This window comes from bacterium (assembly GCA_026708015.1).
GTDB lineage: Bacteria > Actinomycetota > Acidimicrobiia > Acidimicrobiales > Bin134 > Poriferisocius.
The window spans coordinates 19,980-41,267 of record JAPOVT010000023.1; the positions used below are offsets into that span (position 1 = coordinate 19,980).

At 65.0% G+C, this 21,288-nt stretch carries 27 protein-coding genes and 1 tRNA gene; 16 read left to right on the plus strand and 12 right to left on the minus strand.

Going from position 1 to position 21,288, the window contains the following annotated elements:
• Window positions 1-6 precede the first annotated feature (6 nt).
• The 7 genes from OXG30_05045 to serS are packed head-to-tail and all read left to right on the plus strand — an operon-like array spanning window position 7 to window position 7,458.
• Complete coding sequence (locus OXG30_05045; protein ID MCY4134264.1) at window positions 7-840, plus strand: hypothetical protein; 834 nt, start codon at window positions 7-9, stop codon at window positions 838-840.
• A gap of 34 nt (window positions 841-874) precedes the next feature.
• Window positions 875-2,137 carry a cytochrome c oxidase subunit II gene (gene coxB / locus OXG30_05050; protein ID MCY4134265.1) on the plus strand — a complete coding sequence of 421 codons (1,263 nt, stop codon included), beginning with the start codon at window positions 875-877 and terminating at the stop codon, window positions 2,135-2,137.
• Window positions 2,138-2,195: 58 nt separating this feature from the next.
• Window positions 2,196-4,280 carry a cytochrome c oxidase subunit I gene (gene ctaD, locus OXG30_05055; GenBank protein ID MCY4134266.1) on the plus strand — a complete coding sequence of 695 codons (2,085 nt, stop codon included), beginning with the start codon at window positions 2,196-2,198 and terminating at the stop codon, window positions 4,278-4,280.
• A gap of 4 nt (window positions 4,281-4,284) precedes the next feature.
• A complete protein-coding gene (locus tag OXG30_05060; protein MCY4134267.1) occupies window positions 4,285-4,902 on the plus strand; it encodes a heme-copper oxidase subunit III in 618 nt (205 codons plus the stop codon).
• A gap of 8 nt (window positions 4,903-4,910) precedes the next feature.
• The gene (locus OXG30_05065; protein MCY4134268.1) at window positions 4,911-5,261 is read left to right on the plus strand and encodes a cytochrome C oxidase subunit IV family protein; all 351 of its coding nucleotides are present in this window, start codon (window positions 4,911-4,913) and stop codon (window positions 5,259-5,261) included.
• Window positions 5,262-5,275: 14 nt separating this feature from the next.
• Entirely contained in the window at window positions 5,276-6,187 is a 912-nt protein-coding gene (locus OXG30_05070) for a cytochrome c oxidase assembly protein (protein ID MCY4134269.1), read from the plus strand.
• A complete protein-coding gene (gene serS, locus OXG30_05075) occupies window positions 6,184-7,458 on the plus strand; it encodes a serine--tRNA ligase (GenBank protein MCY4134270.1) in 1,275 nt (424 codons plus the stop codon). The genes OXG30_05070 and serS overlap by 4 nt, the downstream gene beginning before the upstream one ends.
• A 10-nt stretch (window positions 7,459-7,468) precedes the next feature.
• On the opposite strand, the gene OXG30_05080 is transcribed toward serS, so the two are convergent.
• The 8 genes from OXG30_05080 to orn form a co-directional block, all read right to left on the minus strand.
• The gene (locus OXG30_05080) at window positions 7,469-8,620 is read right to left on the minus strand and encodes a DUF4143 domain-containing protein (protein ID MCY4134271.1); all 1,152 of its coding nucleotides are present in this window, start codon (window positions 8,618-8,620) and stop codon (window positions 7,469-7,471) included.
• A 75-nt stretch (window positions 8,621-8,695) separates the two neighbouring features.
• Window positions 8,696-9,019 (minus strand): CrcB family protein, encoded by a 324-nt coding sequence (locus OXG30_05085; protein MCY4134272.1) that lies wholly within the window; start codon window positions 9,017-9,019, stop codon window positions 8,696-8,698.
• Entirely contained in the window at window positions 9,016-9,408 is a 393-nt protein-coding gene (locus OXG30_05090; GenBank protein ID MCY4134273.1) for a CrcB family protein, read from the minus strand. Before OXG30_05090 ends, OXG30_05085 begins: the two co-directional genes overlap by 4 nt.
• Window position 9,409: 1 nt before the next feature.
• The gene (locus OXG30_05095; GenBank protein MCY4134274.1) at window positions 9,410-10,537 is read right to left on the minus strand and encodes a cytochrome c biogenesis CcdA family protein; all 1,128 of its coding nucleotides are present in this window, start codon (window positions 10,535-10,537) and stop codon (window positions 9,410-9,412) included.
• Window positions 10,538-10,547: 10 nt separating this feature from the next.
• A complete protein-coding gene (locus tag OXG30_05100) occupies window positions 10,548-11,054 on the minus strand; it encodes a TlpA disulfide reductase family protein (GenBank protein ID MCY4134275.1) in 507 nt (168 codons plus the stop codon).
• A gap of 16 nt (window positions 11,055-11,070) precedes the next feature.
• Window positions 11,071-11,409: a WhiB family transcriptional regulator gene (locus tag OXG30_05105; GenBank protein MCY4134276.1), complete on the minus strand. Its 339-nt coding sequence runs from the start codon at window positions 11,407-11,409 to the stop codon at window positions 11,071-11,073.
• Window positions 11,410-11,758: 349 nt separating this feature from the next.
• The gene (locus tag OXG30_05110) at window positions 11,759-12,835 is read right to left on the minus strand and encodes an MBL fold metallo-hydrolase (protein ID MCY4134277.1); all 1,077 of its coding nucleotides are present in this window, start codon (window positions 12,833-12,835) and stop codon (window positions 11,759-11,761) included.
• Complete coding sequence (gene orn, locus OXG30_05115) at window positions 12,832-13,407, minus strand: oligoribonuclease (protein MCY4134278.1); 576 nt, start codon at window positions 13,405-13,407, stop codon at window positions 12,832-12,834. The genes OXG30_05110 and orn overlap by 4 nt, the downstream gene beginning before the upstream one ends.
• Before the next feature lie 101 nt (window positions 13,408-13,508).
• On the opposite strand from orn, the gene dut reads away from it, so the two are divergent.
• A complete protein-coding gene (gene dut, locus OXG30_05120; protein ID MCY4134279.1) occupies window positions 13,509-13,946 on the plus strand; it encodes a dUTP diphosphatase in 438 nt (145 codons plus the stop codon).
• Here dut and OXG30_05125 read toward each other — a convergent pair.
• Window positions 13,943-14,266 (minus strand): hypothetical protein, encoded by a 324-nt coding sequence (locus OXG30_05125; protein MCY4134280.1) that lies wholly within the window; start codon window positions 14,264-14,266, stop codon window positions 13,943-13,945. The two genes, dut and OXG30_05125, sit on opposite strands and share 4 nt — an antisense overlap.
• 148 nt (window positions 14,267-14,414) lie before the next feature.
• On the opposite strand from OXG30_05125, the gene OXG30_05130 reads away from it, so the two are divergent.
• Window positions 14,415-15,194, plus strand: a complete 780-nt coding sequence (locus OXG30_05130) for an aspartate dehydrogenase (GenBank protein ID MCY4134281.1) — start codon at window positions 14,415-14,417, stop codon at window positions 15,192-15,194.
• A 134-nt stretch (window positions 15,195-15,328) separates the two neighbouring features.
• On the opposite strand, the gene OXG30_05135 is transcribed toward OXG30_05130, so the two are convergent.
• Window positions 15,329-16,078: a hypothetical protein gene (locus OXG30_05135; protein MCY4134282.1), complete on the minus strand. Its 750-nt coding sequence runs from the start codon at window positions 16,076-16,078 to the stop codon at window positions 15,329-15,331.
• 37 nt (window positions 16,079-16,115) lie between these two features.
• Window positions 16,116-16,188 (minus strand) — tRNA-Lys (locus tag OXG30_05140).
• A gap of 52 nt (window positions 16,189-16,240) precedes the next feature.
• Between OXG30_05140 and OXG30_05145 the strand changes: the two genes are divergently transcribed.
• Window positions 16,241-16,429, plus strand: a complete 189-nt coding sequence (locus OXG30_05145) for a hypothetical protein (protein MCY4134283.1) — start codon at window positions 16,241-16,243, stop codon at window positions 16,427-16,429.
• Here the strand turns inward: OXG30_05145 and OXG30_05150 are convergent.
• A complete protein-coding gene (locus tag OXG30_05150; GenBank protein ID MCY4134284.1) occupies window positions 16,426-17,022 on the minus strand; it encodes a histidine phosphatase family protein in 597 nt (198 codons plus the stop codon). The genes OXG30_05145 and OXG30_05150 overlap by 4 nt on opposite strands.
• A 70-nt stretch (window positions 17,023-17,092) precedes the next feature.
• On the opposite strand from OXG30_05150, the gene OXG30_05155 reads away from it, so the two are divergent.
• From OXG30_05155 to OXG30_05180, 6 genes are all read left to right on the plus strand, one after another.
• The gene (locus OXG30_05155) at window positions 17,093-17,329 is read left to right on the plus strand and encodes a MoaD/ThiS family protein (protein ID MCY4134285.1); all 237 of its coding nucleotides are present in this window, start codon (window positions 17,093-17,095) and stop codon (window positions 17,327-17,329) included.
• Window positions 17,330-17,393: 64 nt separating this feature from the next.
• Window positions 17,394-18,608, plus strand: a complete 1,215-nt coding sequence (locus OXG30_05160; GenBank protein ID MCY4134286.1) for a glycosyltransferase — start codon at window positions 17,394-17,396, stop codon at window positions 18,606-18,608.
• A 34-nt stretch (window positions 18,609-18,642) separates the two neighbouring features.
• Window positions 18,643-19,098, plus strand: coding sequence for a YbjN domain-containing protein (locus OXG30_05165; protein MCY4134287.1), 456 nt, complete (start codon window positions 18,643-18,645; stop codon window positions 19,096-19,098).
• A 152-nt stretch (window positions 19,099-19,250) separates the two neighbouring features.
• Window positions 19,251-20,045 carry a pyrroline-5-carboxylate reductase gene (gene proC / locus OXG30_05170; GenBank protein ID MCY4134288.1) on the plus strand — a complete coding sequence of 265 codons (795 nt, stop codon included), beginning with the start codon at window positions 19,251-19,253 and terminating at the stop codon, window positions 20,043-20,045.
• A gap of 138 nt (window positions 20,046-20,183) precedes the next feature.
• Complete coding sequence (locus OXG30_05175) at window positions 20,184-20,378, plus strand: helix-turn-helix domain-containing protein (GenBank protein MCY4134289.1); 195 nt, start codon at window positions 20,184-20,186, stop codon at window positions 20,376-20,378.
• A 37-nt stretch (window positions 20,379-20,415) separates the two neighbouring features.
• A complete protein-coding gene (locus OXG30_05180) occupies window positions 20,416-21,279 on the plus strand; it encodes an SAM-dependent chlorinase/fluorinase (GenBank protein MCY4134290.1) in 864 nt (287 codons plus the stop codon).
• Window positions 21,280-21,288 lie beyond the last annotated feature (9 nt).

A 21,288-nucleotide genomic window follows, 5' to 3' on the forward strand; every position in this document is an offset into this window, starting at 1 on the left:
TTTCTAGTGTTCACCCCCGGCTTCCGTCTGTTCTTCGGCTTCACCCTCGCCGCGGTGGCCGCCGCCGCCGTGTACGGCGTGGCCAGCGGCAGCGCGGGAGAAACCGAGTACTTCGCGGTGCTCAACGTGGAGACCTGGGTGGGCGTGCTCAGCCTGGGCTACAAGGGCGGCATCGGCGACCATGTGGGCTATGTGGTGCTGATGGGCTTCGCCGTGCTGTCGGCGCTGGTGGCCCTGTTCTTGGTGGCCTTCCGCGACGCCGACGCCGAGTCGGTGGGCGAGCTGATGGAAGACGGCCGGACCCCCGAGCCGCAAGTCGATCTGGAGGCCAACTACTGGCCAGCCGTGGCCGCCTTCGGAGCGGGGGCGATGATCGTGGGGCTGGCCACCCACGCCACCATCTTCGTGATCGGACTGGTGATCGTGGGAGCGGCCCTGTTCGAGTGGATGCTCACGGCGTGGGCCGACCGGGCCACCGCCGACCCCGAGGTCAACCGCAATCTCCGAAACCGCATCATGCGGCCGGTGGAGTACCCGGTCACCGCGGCGCTGGGCGTGGCGGTGCTGGTGCTGGCCCTGTCGCGGGTGTTCTTGACCGTGTCGCAGTTCAGCGCAGTAATTGTGGCCGGGGTCGTGGCCACCGTGATCTTCTTGATCGCGGTGGTGTTCGCGGTCGGCCCCAAGATCAGCCGGTCGGTGATCGCCGGCACGGTGGCACTGGTATGCGTCGGTGTTCTGATCGCCGGCGTGGTAACCGCGGCGATTGGCTCGCGCGACTTCCACCACAAGGTGCCGGCGGGCGAACACGGCGAACCCGCGGCCGAAAACGGAGGCCACTAGTTATGGCGCCGAGGTCGATGAGGGGCGGTGCTCGATGAGCAAGCGAGCCAGGGGCCTGGTCTGGCTGTCGAGCCTGTTGGTGATCTTCGGCGCCATTGCCTTGATCGTGGTCGCCATCGTGGTCGACAAAGACCATCCGCTGTCCACGCTGTCGCCCGTGGGCCGCCAAGGCCGCGACATCGCCGAGCTCATCAACCCCATCTTCATCGTGGCCGGGGTGGTGTTCTTCTTGGTCCAAGGGGCGGTGCTGGCCCTGTGGTGGCGCTATCGGGTATCGGGCTCTGAAACCGGCGACGGCGAGTACGGCTACTACGAAGACGAGGAGTTCCCCGAGCAGGTCCACGGCAACAACCGCCTCGAAATCGCCTGGACCATCGTGCCGACGGTGCTGTTGGCTGTTATATCGGTGTTCACCCTGGTGGCGCTGTTCGCCCTCGACGACGTGAAGGCCTCCGACGACGACCTGGTTGTCACCGTGATCGGCCAGCAGTGGTGGTGGGAGTACCAGTACCACCTCGATGGCGACACCGACTCGGCGCCTGATTTCGTGACCGCCAACGAACTGGTGATCCCCGTCGGGCAGGACGTGGCCCTCGACATCAAGTCGCGTGACGTGATCCACTCCTTCTGGATTCCCAAGCTGAACGGCAAGCGCGACGCCGTGCCCGGCCGCTCCCACGATTGGGTGATCCAAGCCGACGAGCCCGGCCGCTTCCGGGGCCAATGCACCGAGTTCTGCGGCCTGTCCCACGGCTACATGAAGATGGTTGCCGTGGCCCTCCCCACCGCAGAATTCGCCCAATGGAGAGACAATCAGATCACCCCGGCCGAAATGCCCGAGGAAGGCACCCCGGCGGGAGAGGGTTGGGACACCTTCAGACAACAGTGCGCCAATTGCCACGTGATCAACGGGGTCACCGAAGCAGCCAACCGCGGCGGCGACCCTGAATCGGCCCCCGACAGCTGGGACATCTACGGCGAATTCAATGGCCCCCACGCTGGCACTTACACCGACGAATTGGTGGCCGGCGCGGCCCCCAACCTCACCCACCTGATGACCCGGGGCACATTTGCCGGGTCGGCGTTCGATCTCTATCTGAACGCCGGAGACCACATTCCCTATTTGGAGTTGGCCAACAATGGGACGCTCAACCGGGGTGAACTTGAGGCCTGGATCTACAACGCTCCCGAGCGCAAGCCGGCCGACGCCGAAGATCTCCGGGGCATGCCGGCCCGCACCGGATTGAGCCCTGCCGACATCGACAATGTCGTTGCCTTCCTGGAAACTCTCGACTGATTGTGATTGCGTTGATGACTGCCTCCAGCCCACCGCGGACCGTTGATCGGGAGAGCCGATGACCGTCACCGAACGCACGATCACCGCCCCCGAGGAGACTCTGGCGCTACCGGCGGGCCCGGCCATCGCCCATCGCCCCCTGGGTGTCTTCACCCGACCCCAAGGCAGCGAGGGCTGGAAGAGCTGGCTGTTCACCGTCGACCACAAGCGCATCGGCATCATGTACGGTGCCGCTGCCCTGTTCTTCTTCCTAGTGGGTGGGGCCGAGGCCCTGTTCATCCGCCTCCAGTTGGCCACCCCCAACGGCTCGGTGATCGGGGCTGGCACTTACAACGGCGTGTTCACCATGCACGGCGTGACCATGGTGTTCCTGGTGATCATGCCCATGGCCGCCGCCTTCGCCAACTACCTATTGCCCTTGCAAGTGGGCGCCCGAGACGTGGCCTTTCCGCGCCTCAACGCCTTCAGCTTCTGGTGCTTCCTAGCCGGCGGCATGCTGCTCACCTCCTCGATCCTCGTCGGCGGCTGGTTCCAAAACGCCCCCGACGGCGGCTGGTTCGCCTACGCCCCCAACACCGGTCTGCTGTTCTCACCGTCCAAGGGCATCGACTTCTACGCCGTCGGCTTGCAGATACTCGGCATCGCGTCGCTGGTCAGCGCCATAAATCTGATCGTGACCGTGTTGAACATGCGAACGCCGGGTATGAGCTTCTTCCGAATGCCGGTGCTCACCTGGATGCTGCTCATCACCCAGTTCCTGTTGCTGTTCGCCCTGCCGGTGATCACCGTGGCGCTGTTCCTGTTGATGTTCGACCGGCTGTGGGACGCCAACTTCTTCAACGTGGAGGCCGGGGCCGATCCGCTGCTGTGGCAGCACCTGTTCTGGATATTCGGCCATCCCGAGGTGTACATCCTGATATTGCCCGCCTTCGGGATCGTGTCGGAGATCATCCCCACGTTCTCCCGCAAGCCCCTGTTCGGCTACCACTTCATGGTCGCCTCCGGCATCGCCATCGGCTTCATGGGCTGGGGGGTGTGGGCCCACCACATGTTCACCTCCGGCGTGGGGCCGCTGTCGGTGGCGGCGTTCTCGGTGTCCACCATGTTCATCGCCGTGCCCACCGGGGTGAAGATCCTCAACTGGCTGGCCACCATGTACCGGGGTCGATTGCGATTTACCACCCCCATGCTCTACGCCGTGGGCGTGGTGTCGATGTTCACCATCGGCGGCCTGTCCGGGGTGACCCACTCCATCGCGCCCTCTGACACCCAGCAAACCGACACCTATTACATCGTGGCCCACTTCCACTATGTGATCTTCGGCGGGGCGCTGCTGGGGCTGTTCGGCGGCTTCTACTACTGGTGGCCCAAGGCGTTCGGCTACAAGCTGAACGAGGCGTGGGGCAAGGCCAGCTTCTGGGTGATGCTCATCGGGTTCAACTTCACGTTCGGCCCCATGCACATCCTCGGCTTGCAGGGCATGTCCCGGCGCATCGCCACCTATCGGGCCGACGAGGGCTTTGCCTTCTGGAACATGGTGGCCACGATCGGGGCGTTCGTCATTGCCATCGGGGTGGCCATGTTCTTCTGGAACGTGTACGTGAGCACCCGGAACTGGCGGCGGGCCGGTCGGCCCGATGTGGGCCCCGACCCCTGGGACGCCCGAGGGCTGGAGTGGATGACCGCCTCCCCGGTGCCCGAGCACAATTTTGACGAAGACATCCAGGTGGACCGCCTCGATCATTTCTGGCACCGCAAGTACGGCGTCGACGAGAACCACCGGGTGGTCAGGGCCGCCCCCACCTCGGAGATCGCCCACGACGGCAGCAACACCAACGTGCATTTGCCGTCGCCGTCGTACTGGCCCATTGTGCTCGGCGGCGGCATCCTGCTGGTGGGCTACGGCCTCATCTACAACTTGTGGCTGGCCGCTGCCGGGCTGGTGTTCTTGGTGGCCTCCATCTACGGCTGGATTCTGGAGCCGGCCGACGACCCCGACGCTGCCGGCCACCACGACGACGGCCACGATCACGGCGACCCCGACAGCAACGGCGGGCCCAGCGGCAATGGCGATTCCGCCTCGGCGGAGGCGCCCGCCGGCGATTCGGCAGAAGCCGAGGAGGAGGCAGCGACCGTTGGCTGACACCATGACTGCCGAAACCACGGCCAGCGAGGCCGCCGCCCACGCCGAGGGCCACCACACCAGCACCGGCATCTCCAACGAGAAGCTGGCCATGTGGGTGTTCCTGGGCTCGGAGTGCCTGCTGTTCGGCGGGCTCATCTCCGTATACATGTTCAACAAGGGTCGCATCGGTCCCAACGATGTCGGACCCGAAGACGTGTTCGACATCCCCTTCACGTCGGTCAGCTCGTTCGTGTTGCTGATGAGTTCGCTCACCATGGTGTTCGCGGTGTCGGCCATCGCCCGGGGCGATCTGCGGGGCAACCGCATCTGGTTGGCCGCCACTGCCGCCCTGGGGGCCACATTCGTGGCTGGACAGGTGTACGAGTTCACCGCCTTCTACAGCGAGGGCCTCGGGTTCACCACCAACCTGTTCGGCTCCGCCTTCTACGCCCTCACCGGATTCCACGGTGCTCACGTCACCTTAGGCATCATCATGCTCATGTCGCTGCTGGTGATGTCGCTGCGGGGCAACCTCACCCAAGAGCGGGCCGAGACCGTGGAGATCATCGGCCTGTACTGGCACTTCGTCGACATCGTCTGGATCGTGATCTTCACGATCGTGTACCTCTTCCCACAGTAGGGTTCGCCATGGCCACCGTCACCCCTGATTCCCAAGACACGGCCCACGCCGCCGACGAGCACGCGTCGGGCAACGGCCATACCCACCCCACCGATTGGCTCTATGTCAAAGTGGCCATCGCCCTTGCGCTGCTCACTGCATTCGAGGTGTTCACCTACTTCGAGTCGGTCCACGGCTGGGGCGACACCGCCATCATCGTGATGCTCATCCTCATGATGCTGGTGAAGTTCTTCTTGGTGGTGGCCTTCTTCATGCACCTGAAGTTCGACTCTCCGATCTTCTGGCGACTATTTGTGTTCGGCCTGATATTGGCCATGGCGGTGTACATGGTCATGCTCACCGCGTTCCGCTTCTGGTAGACGGGCTGGCTCTCGTGGTGTTCGCCGCTGACACCGACATCTGGCGGTACCAGCCCCACGCCGAAGTCTGGATCATCCTGCTGGCTGGGATCATGATGGCCTGGTACGCGGCCCGGATCATTGCCCCCAAAGCCTTCCCGGGCGGCGAAGCCCCGTTCGCCCGCTACCACAAGCTGGCCTTCATCGGAGCAATGGTGCTGCTTTGGGTGGCCAGCGACTGGCCCATGCACGACATCTCCGAGGAGTACCTGTACTCGGTCCACATGATCCAGCACTTGCTCATCACCCTGGTGGTGCCCCCGCTGTTGTGGGCCGCGATTCCCGAATGGCTGGCCCGGTTGGCGCTCAGCGGCGATGGCAGCGTCGGCGTCTGGGTGCGGCGGCTAGCCCGCCCGGTGGCCGCCGGGTTGCTGTTCAACTTCATGGTGGCGGTGAGCCACATTCCCTGGGTGGTCAACACGTCGGTGGAGAGCGGCGCCCTGCACTACTTCGTCCACCTGCTGCTGTTTGCCACTGCCATGTTGATGTGGCTGCCGGTGTGCGGCCCGATACCCGAATTGCATATGCGGGAGCCGGGCAAGATGGTCTACCTGTTCTTGATGTCGGTGGTGCCCACCGTGCCCGGCGGGTTCTTGACCTTCGCCCAAGGGGCGCTATACAGCGCCTACGACCACGACGTGCGCTTGTGGGGCATCGGCATTCAGGCCGACCAGCAGGCCGCCGGGCTCATCATGAAGGTGGTGGGCGGCATGTATTTGTGGACGTGGATCGGCGTACTCTTCTTCCGCTGGGCCGGCAAACAGCAGCAGGCCAACACCCAGATGCGGGTGGTGACCACCGTTCCGACCGGGCCCATCGCCGCTGACACCCGGGTCTCGGTCACTTCCGGTTCCAACGTCTCTCACTCCACCAACGGTTCTCGATGATCGATCTGCGCCTGGTGCGCACCGACTACGACGCGGTTGCGGCTGCGATGGCCCGCCGGAGGATCGACCTATCGGAACTTGAGCAGGTGGCCGCCCTGGATGAGCGCCATCGCCATCTCACTACCGAGCGCGATGCGATGCGCCATGAGGTCAAGGAGCTGTCCCAGCAAGTCGGCCAGCTCAAGCGCGATGGCCGCGACGCCGAGGCCGACGAGGCCGCGGCCGAGAGCCGCAAGCTAGGCGAGCAGGGTAAGGCCCTGGCCGCTGAGGCCGACACGGTGGCTGCCGAGATCCACGACCTGCTGCTGCACATCCCCAACTTGCCTGCCGCCGATGCCCCCGAAGGCGAAGATGAGAGCGACAACCCAGTGCTCCGGGTGGAGAACTTCGACCCCGATTCCTACGGCGAGCACCAGCGGGTGCCCCACTGGGAGTTCGCGATGGAGGCCGGGTGGCTGGATATGGAGCGGGCGGCCAAGTTGTCGGGGTCAATGTTCGCCATGCTCCGGGGACCGGGGGCGGCGCTGGCCCGGGCCATGGTCCAGTTCGGCCTCGACCGCAACGCCGACCGCTACGAGGAGATCCGCCCGCCCACCCTGGTCCACAGCCAGGTGATGGTGAGCACCGGCCAGCTTCCCAAGTTCGCCGACGACGCCTACTGGTTGGAGCGCGACGACTTGTGGGCTATCCCCACTGCCGAGGTTCCCCTCACTTCGCTGGCTTCCGGCGAGATTCTCGACGAGGCCGACCTGCCCATGAGGATGATGGCCTACACCCCCTGCTACCGCCGGGAGGCCGGGGCCGCGGGCCGCGACACCCGGGGCCTGCTGCGGGTCCACGAGTTCGACAAGGTGGAGATCTTGGCCTACGCCACTCCCGAGCAGGCCCCCGCCATCCACGCCGAGATCCTGGAGCGGGCCGAGGCCGCAGTGGCCGAGTTGGGCTTGGCCTACCGCATCGTGGACATCTGCACCGGCGATTTGGGCCAGGCCCACCACCGGTCGTGGGACGTGGAGGTGTACGCCCCCGGCGCCGACCAGTGGCTGGAAGTGTCGTCGGTGTCCTGGTACTCCGACTACCAGGCCCGCCGGGCCAACCTGCGCTACCGGCCCGCGGGGGAGAAGGGCACCCGCATCCTCCACACCCTCAACGGCTCCGCCCTCGCCGTCCCCCGAGTGTGGGCCGCCCTAGTGGAGACTCACCGCCGGCCCGACGGCTCCGTGGTCATCCCCGAACCCCTCCGCCCCTATCTGGGCCGCGACGTTCTCTGATTCTGTCTAGCTAGGCAAGCTCGCCTAGCCACAGTTGGGAGGCGAAATCGGTGGCGGGCAAGATGTCGATTCCATCGTCAGTGCGCCGCGCCCGAGGTTCGAGGCATACCACCAATCTGCGGACACCGGGATGCTCTTCGGCCAGGGTTCGGAGGCCTTTGAGGTGCTTGCGGGTGATATTGGCGGTTGCTTTCGCCTCGATGGCCAGGCGCATGTCTCCGATCACGAAGTCGACCTCGATGCCGCTGGGGAGCCGCCAGTATGTGAGGGGCTCGTCGAGGTCGCGGTAGGAGGCGAAGGCGGAGAGTTCGTGGAAGACCCAGTTCTCGAATGCCTTGCCGTACACATCTGAGCCGCGTTCGAGTTCGCCTCGGCGGGCTAGGCGGTTCACGACGCCCACGTCGTCGAAGTAGAGCTTGGGCGCCCCCGAGAGGCGGCGCTTGGCCCGCCGTTGCCAGCGCGGCAGCCACCGGGCCAACAGCGTGTCCGTGAGGATGTCGAAGTAGGACTTAGCGGTGGGGCCCGACACGCCGCAATCGCGGGCGATGTTTGAGTAGTTGACGGGATCGCCGTCGCTTAGGGCGGCCGCGTCGAGGAAGCTCGAGAACGCAGGCAGGTTTCGCACCAGGCCCTCGGCGGCTACCTCTTCCCGCAAATAGTCGGCGATGTAGGAATCGAGCAGCTGTCGTGGCCTTGCCGACTCGTAGATTCTGGGCAGGTAGCCGTGGTTGAGCGCCCGGTCGAGGTTGAACGCATCCCCGATCTCACCGGCGGTCAAGCCCCGCATCTCATAGCGGATGGCGCGTCCGCCGAGCAGATTCGCCCCGCCTCGGCGCACCTTTCTGGCACTCGACCCGCAGAGCGCGAAGCACAGCCCGCGGTTCTCCATCAGCCAGTGCACCTCGTCGAGCAGCGCGGGGACCTTCTGGATCTCGTCGATCACCACCTGCCGGGACGGGTCGGGGCCCGATGCCTCGAGTTCCTCCCGCAGCAGTTCGGGACGCACCACATAGCGGCGGAACTCGTCTGCCTTCAGCAGATCAACCCACACGCCGTCGGGATAGTGCTGCTTGAGCAGGGTGCTCTTACCCGCCTGCCGCGGCCCCCACAGAAAGAAGGTCTCCGCCCCCGATTCGGGCAGCGAAAGCTCTCGTTCAAACATCAACTTTAGAATATCATGATGGTCTAAAAGGTAGCTTCAGCAAATGGAGAATCGACAGGCTCTGGCGCAAAGAAGCTAGTCCGAAATAATGAGCCCGGCGACGGCGGCGGCGAGGCCGAAGAAGAGGCTGACAAATGTGTAGGCGACGGCGCGGGGGCGGGTTAGGGCGGTCAGCTCTGCGACGAAGGTGGACAATGTGGTGAGTGATCCCAGGCCGCCGACGCCCACTGCGGTCATTACCGGATTGCCAGTACCGACTAAGAGGCCCAGCGCGAAGCTGCCGAGCACATTCACTCCCAGGGTGCCCCACGGCCACGTCGGCGAGTTGAATTGCTGAGCGGTGGTGGCCCGAAGCAGGGTTCCGGCCACGGCCAGCACCGCGAATCCGAGCGCGGTCACTGGGCCCCCTGGGTGTTCGTCGGCCGTAGTGCAGCCCCGACCAAGGCCAGTGCCACTCCGCCCAATACGGACACAGCCAGATAACCGGCGGCATATCCCCAGCTGCCGTCACGGGCCATCTCCGCCACATCCACAGTCAGGGCTGAGAACGTGGTCAGGCTGCCGCAGAAACCGGTGCCCAGTCCGAGGCTCATCGGAAGCTGGGCCCGGGCTGACCAGGCGGCCGCCGCCAGATAGCCGAGCACGAGGCAGCCGAACAGGTTGACGGCCAGCACCCCCCACGGCCAGATATCGGTGGCGGGCAAGACCTCGACCAGCCCCCAGCGCGCCCCTGCTCCGGCCAGCCCGCCTATCCCGACAGCAATTGCGGCCTGAGGTGAGAGAGACAAGCTATGCGCTACCGCTCTCGGCCAAGGGCGGGCCAGGATCGCTCCGAGGCCGAAATCGAATCCACAGCACGATGCCCACGATCACCGCGAGCAGCACCTCCCACAGCACCGGCCAGCGATCGGGGTCGGTGAACCAGTGGCCCACCCGCTCCGGAATGTTGGCGATGGTCCGCACGATGGGCAGCACCAGCAAATCGCCCTGGTACTGGATTGCCTCTGACAGGGCGTATCCCACCGCAACCACCAAAGAGGCCGCGAGGAGCCAGGGTCGGGGGATGCTGCGGCGGAATGCCCACAGCAGCACAGCCAGCACCATGAAGGCGGTGGCCAGGCCGAAGCGGTTGCCGCCCACGTCGATGATCCAGTTCTCCAGGCGGACCGATACCCGATTGGAAGCCTCCACGAACGGGTTGTTGGCGTCGAAGTCGTCGCGCAGCAGCACTTGGACTTCCCACCAGCCGTAGAACCCGAGCACCACACCGGCCACCACCAGGAAGCCGCCCGAGATCTTGTTTATATGAGGCAGCAGGCGCCGCATGTGGGCGGTGACCCCCGAGCGGCCCATGGCCACCGCCAGAGTCAAGAAGGTGATGACCAAGCCCATTCCCAGCGCGTAGGCCAAGAACCGCACGGTGCCCTCCCACACCCCGTCGGTGCTGAACGAGCCGCTGACCGATCCGAAGAACACCGGGCTGGCGCATCCCAGGGACACCACCGCATAAGACACCCCGAACAAGAAAATGGAGATCAGCCCTTGGCTATCGCCCCCCTTGGAAAGTCGGGGCACGGAGATCTTGGGTTCGAAGCCGGCCAGCATGGCGATGCCCAGCACCACCATGAGCCCGCTGATCACCAGCGTGATCCACGGACCTCGGTCGGCGATGGTGGATGTGGAGATGAGCGACGAGGTAAGCGCGCCGATGATGCCGAAGAAGGCCACAAAGCCGGCAGTGAGGGTGAGTCCGACCAGCAATCCCCGAAGGACATTTCGCCCGGTATCGGTGGATTGGTCTTGGCTTCCGATACCCAGGAAGTAGGCCAGGTACGCCGGCAACATGGCGAACCCGCATGGGTTGACGGCGGCCACCAGACCGGCTCCGAACGGAACCGCCAATTCGAGGTCGAACACAATCTGAAGGTTACGGCGTGAGATGCGTATTCAGGTGGTCAGCGATCTGGTCGGCGGTGAGGCCGCCGGTGTGCTGGTAGACGACTTCGCCGTCGGGGGCGATGAACAGGGTGGTGGGCATGCCCAGAATCTCGTGGGCGTTGCCGATGGCGGAGTTTGGGTCTATTCCGGTGGCATAGGTCACCCCGGTGTCGGCCACGATCTCCCGGGCCCTGGTGGGAGTGTCGTTGACGGCGAGGCCGACGAATGCGATGTCGGGGCGCTGTTGGTGGATGGATTCCAGGGCCGGCATCTCTGTTACGCACGGCGTACACCACGAGGCGAAAAAGTTGAGCACCACCGGACGGTTGAGGAAGGCGCCCACTGTGGTTGTGCCGCCGTCCAACAGTTCGAACTCGATGTCGGTGGCTTGGACGTCGTCGCCGGCGCCCGATCCACAGGAGCCGGCGACGACGGCGATCAGCGCCGAGGCGACGATCAGAGCGGCCGTGGCCAGCAGCCGACGCCGCCCGGCCATCAGGCCAAATCGGCCATCAGGCCGAGCGGAGCCGCTCACGCAGGTGTACGGGCACCGGCACCTGGACGAACTCGTCCTCAGGACGGGGCACCTTGGCCGGACGACCCCGGCGACGCTTGCTGGTCAGCACCTTGCCGTTGCGGAACAACTGGCCGCCCCACACTCCCCACGGCTCGCGGCGAGCGATGGCGCCCTCTAGGCACTCGGCCATTACCGGGCACTCGGCGCAGATGGCCTTGGCCCGGGAGATGTTCTGGAGCTCGTCGGAGAAGAAGATCTCCCCAAGCGAGGCGTCGATGGTGCGGCACGCGGCCTCCAAGCGCCACGGTGCGTTTTCAAAGAGCAGGGCCTCCATTGTTCTCTCCTTTCGGGGGTCTTCGGTTAGGTGCTTCCTGATGGTTGGTTGGGTGGTGGTTGCAAACTGAAAAGGCCGCCGGATTTTTCCGGCGGCCTCGGTAGATATTTGATCCTTGTAGGTGCTCTACGTGGACCCTCCCCGAGACCTTCCGGTGGCGGTCTTGTGACCAAACACGCATGGTGTCGGCCAATAGCCCTGATTAATCCGGGCAGTTTCGGCCATCGCTACACGCGCGGCACGGCCTTGATGGCCGAATGCGAGATAGCTCTGGGCGAACATGACCACTACTCAACAGTGTATTGAGCGCGATGTCAATTTATTTCCCGATCAATTTGTGGGCGGGCAGCTAGAGCCCTGGCTTGATCTCAAACGTCACCAGTCCCTCGGAGGTGACGTCTTGGTTAGCTTCGCCGATTACCTTGAGGTGTACGAGGTGGGCGAAGGTCTCACTGGCGGCCATGTTGCCCCAGGCCCGCTCGCTGAACAGCACCCGCATGAAGTCCTCCACGGTGGCGCAACCCAGCCTTCCGCTGGCGTGCCGCAATACGTTCAGCCGCTCGTGGTGGTGATCGCAGATGTCGTCGGCTCGGGCCCCGATGTCGGAGAACGGGTGTCCGTGAGCCGGTAGGGCCATGGTGGCACCCTCCAGAGTCTTCATGCGCTCCAGCGAGTCGAAGAACTCGGCCAGCGAGTCGTCGGTGTCGCTGCGCCCGGCGATGTGGGGAGTGATGGTGGGCAGCACGTGGTCGCCCGAGAACACCGCGCCGTGCTCGGGGTCGTAGAGGCAAAGGTGGTCGCCGGTGTGGCCGGGGGTGTGGAGCGCCACCCAGTCCCGTCGGGCGAAGCGGACAACCTGGCTGTCCACCACCTTTACCGTTGGCTTGGGAGTCTGGAACCAGCGGGCATGGAAGTTGTCCCTGGCCCGGAACCGCTCGATGTACTCCCGGCTGGGGGGAGTTCGCTCGGTTCCCCACGGGGTGAGATCGCGGAAGCTGTCCTCGATCCGCTCCAGAACCTCATCCTCGGAGGCGTTGCCCTCGGCGTCGTGATCTTCCCTCGTCTCGTTGTGTTCCCAGATCGGGCGAAAGCTCTCGTGGGTCAAAATGTCGGCGCCGGCCTCCTCTCGCAGCCGCTCGGCACCGCCGAAGTGGTCGAAGTGGGAGTGGGTGATGATGGCGGTGTGAACGTCGCCCACCTTGTAGCCGGCCCGGTCGAGCCGGTCGACCAGGGTGTTCCAGGAATCGGGGCCGGGCAGGCCGGGGTCGACCACCGCCACCCCCCGCTCATCCTCCATCACGTAGCAGTTCACATGGCCGAGTCCGGGCAGGTTCACCGGCAACATTGTGCGAAGCACTCCGGGGACCACCTCGGTGATCTCGGTGGTGGCCTCCTCCTGCTCCTGTTTGCGGGGCCGCTCGGTCATTGGCCCGCCTTTGGTGGAGCGGAGAAACCTGCCTCCGTGGGAACGGCAAAAAACGTGTCCCGGTAGTGGCGCAGTTCGTTGAGACTCTCGCAGATGTCGTCAAGGGCGCGGTGGCCTTTGGCTTTTTGAGGGGCTTTGCGGAAGACGCTGTGATTCCACCGCCGAGCCAGTTCTTTCACGGTGGAGACGTCGATGGAGCGATAGTGAAGAAAGTTCTCCACCTCGGGGAGCTGGGCGGCCAGGAAACGGCGGTCTACCCCGATGGAGTTGCCGCAGAGCGGCACGCTGCGGGGCTTGTCGATGTGGGTCTTGAGAAACTCCAGGGTCATCTCGCCGGCGGCCTCCAGGCTGAGCGTGGATGCTTTGATCTGATCCAGCAGCCCGCTCTTGGTGTGCATCTCCACCACCACCTGCTGCATGGAGGCCAATGCCTCCGGTGGTGCCGAAACCACCAGATCAGGGCCCTCGGCAATCATCTCCAAGTTGTCGTCGGTGATGAGAGTGGCGATTTCCACGATCACGTCAGTGGCCGGGTCCAACCCCGTCATCTCCAAGTCCATCCACGCCAGCATGCTGATCTGACCCTAGAGCTTTGCATCGGCCGAACCCGCACCGGCGAGTAATCGGCGCGGATCAGGAGAAGTCTCTGTTCAGGCCAGGTAGTGTCACCGCCGTGTTGGAGATTCCCATTGTTCGCAGCCGCCCTGACCTGCCATTTCCCCGCTACGCCACCGAGGGCGATGCGGGTGCCGACCTCGTAGCCAGCGAAGACATCGAGTTGGCCCCGGGCGGCGGACGGGGCCTTGTGCCTACCGGCACGTTCATTGCCATTCCCGAGGGTTATGCCGGATTCGTGCAGCCCCGTAGCGGCTTGGCGCTGCGCCACGGGGTCACCTGTCTGAACACACCTGGCCTGATCGACTCCGGCTATCGGGGCGAGCTGAAGGTGCTGTTGGTGAACACCGATCCGGCCGAGCCGTTCACCGTGCGCCGGGGCGACCGGATCGCCCAACTTGTGCTGCAAAAGGTGGAGCAGGCCGATTTCGTGGAGGTGGAGGAGTTGCCCCCGTCGTCACGGGGATCAGGAGGATTTGGCTCTACTGGCGCCTAGCCCACGCCCTTGGCCGACTTCTGGAGCCAAAGGCGGCGCTCGTCGGGGTCAAGCTTCCACGAGTCCACCAGCGACCCCGCGGAAGACTCGAACCGGTCGATCCGACTGTGGGGGATGGGATTGCATCCTTGGTCGTGCCGCTGGGCCTCGATGGTCACGATCCCTGCCTTGCTCTGATAGTCGAACGAGATTGCGCCGTCGGGCTGCTCTGGCTCCAAGAGCAGCAGCACGGCTTCCTTGATGGCCTGGCCGAGTTCGGCGACTTCCTCAGAGGGGAAACCCTGATGGGTGGCGGCGTGTACGGCCGCGATCTCTGCCATGCGGCCATACCGCTTGAGTGCTGGCACCTTGACTCTCACGTCGCCGCCCCCGGTGCTCAGCCTTCCATGACCGCCGGTCCCATGTCTTGAGGGTACCAACAAGAGCAACAGAACACTGAAAAAGGAGTGCAGCCGATATTCTTGCTCGATGCTTCGAGTCGGTTTGATCGGTTGCGGGGCCATCGGTTCAGTGGTGGCCCGCGAGCTGTCGCAAGGTGCCGTCAAGGGGGCAGAGCTGACTGCGGTCTTCGATCTCGTGGTCGACCATCCGCTGAAGGTGGGGGAGCGGGACTCGCTGCTATCCCGATCTGATGTGGTGGTGGAGGCGGCCGGCCATGGGGCCCTCCGAGAACACGGTGTGGCAATCCGGGAATCGGGGGCCGATCTGTTGGTGGTGAGCATTGGCGCCCTGGCCGACGATGACCTTGAGGTCCGATTGCGACGGGCCGAAGGCGGACGACTCTATCTATGTACCGGTGCCATCGGCGGATTCGACATACTGCGGGCGGCCATGCTCTTCGGACCGTTGGAGGAGGTGGCCATCACCAGCACCAAGCCCGCGGTGGCGCTGAGCCGCCCATGGATGGAGCAGACGGTGCAGGATGCTCTGGCCGGTGGGTCCGAGCCGGTGAAAGTTTTCGATGGTCCGGCTCGAGAAGCGTGTGCCTTGTTCCCAGAATCAGCCAACGTGACCGCCACCTTGTCGTTGGCCACCCTCGGGTTCGACCGTGTGCGGGTGCAAATGGTGGGCGACCCGGCAGTTACCCGGGTGCGGCACGTTGTGACCGCTTCGGGAGCGGCAGGCGCCTACGAGCTGTCATTCGAGAATGCCGCCTCCCCCGACAACCCCCGTACCAGCGCGGTCACCGCCTATTCGGTGCTCCGGGCTGTCGGTGACATTCGCCGTCCCCCGGTTTCTTTTCTTTAGGCAAGGTGCTGGACATGGTGATGGGGCTGCGGGTGTCGGCCGAAGTCGAGCGCATGGCCAAGACGGCGGCGAACTCGGGCTCGAGGCGTACCCCGAGTTCGTGCTGATGCCCGAGCCGAACGACTTGGACTAGATCAGGTGCAGGGCTCCCCGGGGGCGACCGCGGGGAGGCGTCCGGCCCGCATTGAGGTCACCGATGTACCGTCGGTCTCCCAGATCACCCGGTAGTCGGCGTCGGCTTCGTCAACGGGGACGTACTGGATGGAGTTTCCGGTGCCGTCGGCATAGGGGGACACCACGAGTCGTTCCCCGAACAACTCGTGAAGCTGGGCTTCGGTGCTGCCCACACTGGCTCCCGAGCGGGTGGTGATGCTCGGATTGGTGATATCGATCCGCTCGATGCTGCTGTTGTAAATCGTGAGCACCACACCCGATGGCCCGCCCGCCGGGGCCAGCAGATAGCACCGGGGGGTGCCTTCTCCGGGGCCGCCGGTCCACAGGGTGGTGACCGCGTCGCCTGCCTCCTCCGGGGTCATGCCGAAGTAAACCGAGCCGAGTCCCACGGTGGTGAGCTTGTCGTCGCTGGTGAACGCCGGATCGTTGAGGTCCTCGGGCTCGGGCCGCTCCAGGGGCTCAGATGTCAGCACGGGCACCGGTGTGGACTCCTCAACCGGAGCGGGCGTGGACTCAACCTCTGGTGCCGGATCGGGCTCCTCTTCGACAGGTTCCTCTTCGACGGGCTCCTCGATGGGCGCCGGTGTGGAGATGGGTGCCGGCTCTTCGGCTGCTGGTTCCGGCGTTGCCTCATCGGCGGACTCGTCGTCGTTCCCGCAGGCCGCGAAGAGCAGAGCCAAGATGGCGATCAATGCTATAGAGCGTCGCATGGCCCTCAGCGTAGTAGGAAGATCGGTTCGAGTCTTGTAGGCCGCCTGGGACTCGAACCCAGCACCTTGAGATTAAAAGTCTCCTGCTCTACCTGATGAGCTAGCGGCCCGCCGTCACTGTATCGCCCCCAGTCGGCGGCTTGGTCGGTAATATGCCCCACGGTGGAAGCCTGGGAAGCCCTGCTGGGCGATGTGGAGAGCGAGTTGATCGACGTGGAGGCGGTGCTCGCCGATCTCGACGACCTCGATGCCTTGCGCCATCGGGTTCACGCCGCCCAAGCCGACGGAAGCATTCACCAGCGCCCGGTGCTCCAGCGCTGCGCCGAGCTGTTTCAGAGCAACGCCGGCTAGAGCAGGTCCGCCGCGGGCACCTGGATATCCACGCCCTCGAGGGGGTGGATCCGCTCTCCGGCAACCAGTTGGCCGTTGTCCACCGTTACCCAGCGGCCGCTCATGTTTGTGACCCGGCTGGGCGGGCAGCCCAAGTGGGCTTCCAGCGAGTAGATGACCCCTCCGTGGGTTACCACAACGGCCGATCGGTCGCCCACCACATCGGCCAACCGGTGGAGACCGGCCAACACCCGGGCCAATAAGGCGTCGTCTTGCTCCCAGCCCGGCGGCCGTCGACCGTCCTCCAAGAATCCGGGGTAGCGCTCTTCAATCTGCGCCCGGGTCAATCCGGAGAACTCCCGCACATCCCGCTCGATCAGCTCGGGAGCCGGGATCGGCGGATTGCAGCCCAGTGCTTCGGCAATGATCTCCGCGCTGACCCAGGATCGTTTCAGGGTGGACGAGGCCACCACAGCAGTTGGCTCGAGCCGGGCCGCCGCCTCTTCCGCCTGCTGGCGTCCCAGCTCTGACAGCGGGGGATCGGCTTGGCCTTGCCAGCGCCGGGACGCATTCCATTCCGACTGCCCGTGTCGGATCAGCAGCAAACGAGCCACGGCTGTCACGGTAATGGGCGGGGCTTTTCAGACTGAGGCAGTGGCTGAGTATTCCCGTACAATTCTGTTTATGGCCACGCTGCGCCTGTTCGCGCACGTCAGGGAGGCGGCTGGCACCGGCAAAGACGAAGTGCCCGGCGCCACTGTCGATCAGGTACTGGCTGCCGCCGCTGATCGCTACGGAACGGCGTTTGCCGAGCAGCTTCAGATTTGCCGGGTGTGGTTGAACGGCGAGCCGGCCACCGGGGCTGAGCCTGTGGCCGACGGCGACGAGGTGGCCGTGCTGCCTCCCGTCTCCGGGGGTTAGTGTCTCTTGGCCATGCCAGTTCCTTGTTTGGCGGGCAACGTCGCCCGAAGCAGAGTGTGATGCCATGACGCACAACGTGGCGATCTTGTCGCTGCACACGTCGCCGTTGATGCAGCCCGGTGCAGGCGACAGCGGCGGCATGAACGTTTACGTCCGGGAGATGGCCGCCGCCTTGGCCCACGCGGGCTGCGAGTGCCGGGTTTACGTGCGTCGGTCCCACCACGGGCTGCCCGATGAGGTGGCCATCGAGCCGGGGGTGACCGTAGTTCACATTGATGCCGGATCCCCCGACCTGCGCAAAGAGGAGCTGTTCGGGGTGCTAGACCAGTTCGCCGATGGCGTGCTGTCCGACTTCCGGCGCCACCGGCACCCCGACGTTATCCACGCCAACTACTGGCTGTCCGGGGTGGCTGGCCACCGGGTCAAGCATGTGGTGGAGGTGCCGCTAGCGGTGACCTTTCACACGCTGGCCCGAGTGAAGGCGGCCACTGGCGACCCTGAGTCAGAACACCGGGCCCAGGCCGAAACCGAGGTGATCGGCTGCGCCGATGCGGTCATTGCGTCCTGCGAACCGGAAGCCCAGCAACTGCGAGAGTTCTACGATGCTCCGCCTGAGCGGATTGAGCTCGCTCCGCCGGGAGTGGAACACGCGCTGTTCTCCCCCGGAGATCGCGAAGGCGCCCGCACTGCCCTGGGATTGGGCCGGGGCCCGGTCCTGCTCTTTGTGGGCCGGATTCAGCCGTTGAAACGGCCCCTGGTTGCGGTCGAGACGCTGGCCCGTCTGGCTCGCGAGGATGCCCGCCTCCTGGTGGTTGGCGGGCCCAGCGGCACCGAGGGCGAGGACGAGTATCAGCGCCTCCAAGACCGCATTCACACCTTGGGCCTCGAGGAGCAGGTGACATTGGTTCCCCCCCGGCCTCACCACTGGCTGTCCACCTACTACCGGGCCGCCGACGTGGTTCTGGTTCCGAGCCGCAGCGAGTCCTTCGGACTGGTGGCCCTGGAGGCGGCGGCCAGTGGTACCCCGGTGGTGGCCGCGCCCGTGGGCGGTTTGCGCTCGATCGTGGACCATGGCCGAACCGGATTCTTGGTGGACGATCCCACCGCCGAGGCGTTCGCCGCTCACACGGCCACCCTTATCGACAACCCGCTGCTGGCCGCCGAGACGGCCATGAATGCGGCCGAGCGAGCTCGTTCGTATTCCTGGGCGGCCATGGCCCGCTCGTTGCGAGCCACGTACCGAAGGGTCCAGTCCCGAGTGCCTGTCTATTGCACATGACGCCGCCGATGGCCTGTAACCCTGTCTATTGCACATGATTCTGCGGCCTGAGGAGTTGGCCGCCTTGGAGTCGGACATCGACGCCTGGTTGGACGATCAACTCCACACCAATCCGACAGTGTTGACGGTGGACCGAGGGGAGCCTGGCCAGCGCCGCTGGTACGTGCGGATGGTGGGGGAGGAGAAGACGGTGTCCACCGTTTGGTTCACCCTCGGCCAACGGCAACTGCACTGCGAGTGCCACTTCATGCCCGCGCCCGAGGAGAACGAGGCCCGGCTGTACGAGTATCTGTTGCGGCGCAACCGCGAGCTGGTCGGGTTGCGCTTCGCCATCGGGGTGGAGGATGCCGTGTTCCTGGTGGCCGAACGGCCGGCCCACACGGTTACCGAAGCGGAGATAGACCAGCTTTTGGGATCGTTCTATGCCCACTCGGAGCGGTGGTTCAGGCCCTGCATGCGTATCGGCTATGCCACTCGATTCAAGAATTAGAGCTTTTAATATATTCTAGTTGATATCAGTATATTTAATGTATAGATTCCTCGTGTGGTGCTCCTGGTCGGTGGGGGTGATCGGGGAAGTCCTCCCACCGGCCAGTGCTTTTTTGTCCGACGGCACCGCCTCTGGCCTGCTATAGCAGGGAGGTGGCATTTCGACTGCAACTCATCGGCGGGGGTCGTATGGGTGAAGCCTTGCTCGGCGGCCTTCTGGCCGGCGGATGGGCTCAACCCGGCGAGCTGGCTGTCGTGGAAATGATCGCTGATCGCCGAGCAAAGTTGGCCGATCGCTTCAGCGGGGTGACGGTGACCGACCACCCTGTCGAGCGGGCCGATGCGGTGCTGGCGGTCAAGCCTGACGATGCCGCCTCCGCCGGGGACAGCCTCAACAAGGCCGGGGTGAGCCGGGTTCTCAGCATTGCGGCCGGGGTCACCACCACGTCGTTGGAGTCGGTTCTGGGTGAAGAGGCCCGAGTGGTTCGAGCCATGCCCAACACTCCTGCGTTGGTAGGGGCTGGTGCGGCGGCTATCGCCCCGGGCCGTCATGCCGCCGAGGAGGATCTCGTTTGGGCTACGGGAATCCTCGAAGCAGTGGGCACGGTGGTGGTGTGCGAGGAGCAAATGCTCGACGCGGTCACCGGGCTGTCCGGCTCCGGGCCTGCCTATGTGTTTTGGCTGGCGGAGACATTGACGGCCGCGGGCGTAGGGGTTGGCCTTTCCCCTGACATGGCTGGTGCCCTCACCCGGCAAACTCTCCTCGGGGCGGCCCGGCTGTTGACCGAGTCGGGGGAGCCTCCCGCCGATCTGCGGGCCGCGGTTACGTCGCCGGGGGGTACCACTGCCCGGGGGATCGCCGAGCTGGAAGCCCGCGGGGCGGCCGCCGCGTTCATCGCCGCAGTTGCCGCCGCCACCGAGCGCAGCCGCGAACTGGGTGCTTCCTGAGCCCGCGAGAAGCACACTCGAAGCCGGTTACGACAAGGTGAATCCACGATTTCCTAGTTCTTTCGGAAGCGGGGTGGCACTCGGCGGGCAGTGCCGCGTAAGGTGAGCGGCGCACAGCGGAGTGAGGGGTGTGTTGGCATGGCAAAGCCAGAAGGGCGGGACAAACTCATGACTGTGGCAGAGGTTGCTGCCCTCATGAGAGTCTCAACAATGACGGTGTATCGGCTGATTAAAGCCCGAGACCTTCCTGCTGTGAGGATCGGCAAGTCGTACCGATTGCGCGAGGGCGACGTCGACAGCTATCTGGCCAGTCGCTATACCCAGGCGGGTTGACGCTGCCCCAAGAATTCTCCGCTGCGTTAGGCAAGCAATGACGCTGCGGTACGACACCATCTCGTTCCTGTCGGACTACGGGTTGGGCGATGAATTCGTCGGCGTGGTGAAGTCGGTGATCCGCTCGATTGCTCCGGAGGTTGCGGTGGTGGACATCACCCACGACATCGCCCCCCACGATGTGCGGGCCGGAGGCCTGGCCTTGGCCCGCAGTGCCCAGTATCTGGTGCCCGGCGTCGTGCTGGCCGTTGTCGACCCCGGTGTGGGCGGCACTCGGCGAGCGGTGGCGGTAGAGGTGGGCGAGGGAACCTCGGTGCTGGTCGGCCCCGACAACGGACTGCTGGCCCCGGCCGTGGCCATGGTGGGAGGTGCCTCTCGTGCGGTGGAGCTCACCGCCGAGGGCTATCACCTCGCTTCTCCTGGTCCCACCTTTGCCGGGCGAGATGTGTTCGCCCCCACTGCTGCCCACCTTTGTCTGGGCATCGACCTCGAAGATGTGGGGACCCCAATCCCGGTGCATTCCCTGGTGCCCGGCGTGGTACCGGTAAGCCGGACCGATGGCGACCAGATCCACGCCGAGGTGCTGTGGATTGACCGGTTCGGCAACTTGCAGCTCAATCTGGATCCCACCGAGCTGGAGCCGCTGGGGGCCGCCCTCCGGCTCACTGCTGGCGACATAGGCCGCAACGCGATCCGAGTCAACAGCTACAGCGACCTGGAGAGTGGTGAATTGGGGGTGCTGGTAGACTCCTATGGCTTGGTGGCCATCGCCGTCAACCGGGGATCAGCGGCAATGGAGTTGAGCTGCGTAGAGGGAGACTCCATCACCATTGAGTCCGGTGGACCTGCTCCGGCCACCCCGGTCCAACTGCAACCCAAACGATCGGACGAACTGGCATGAGACCCGGAA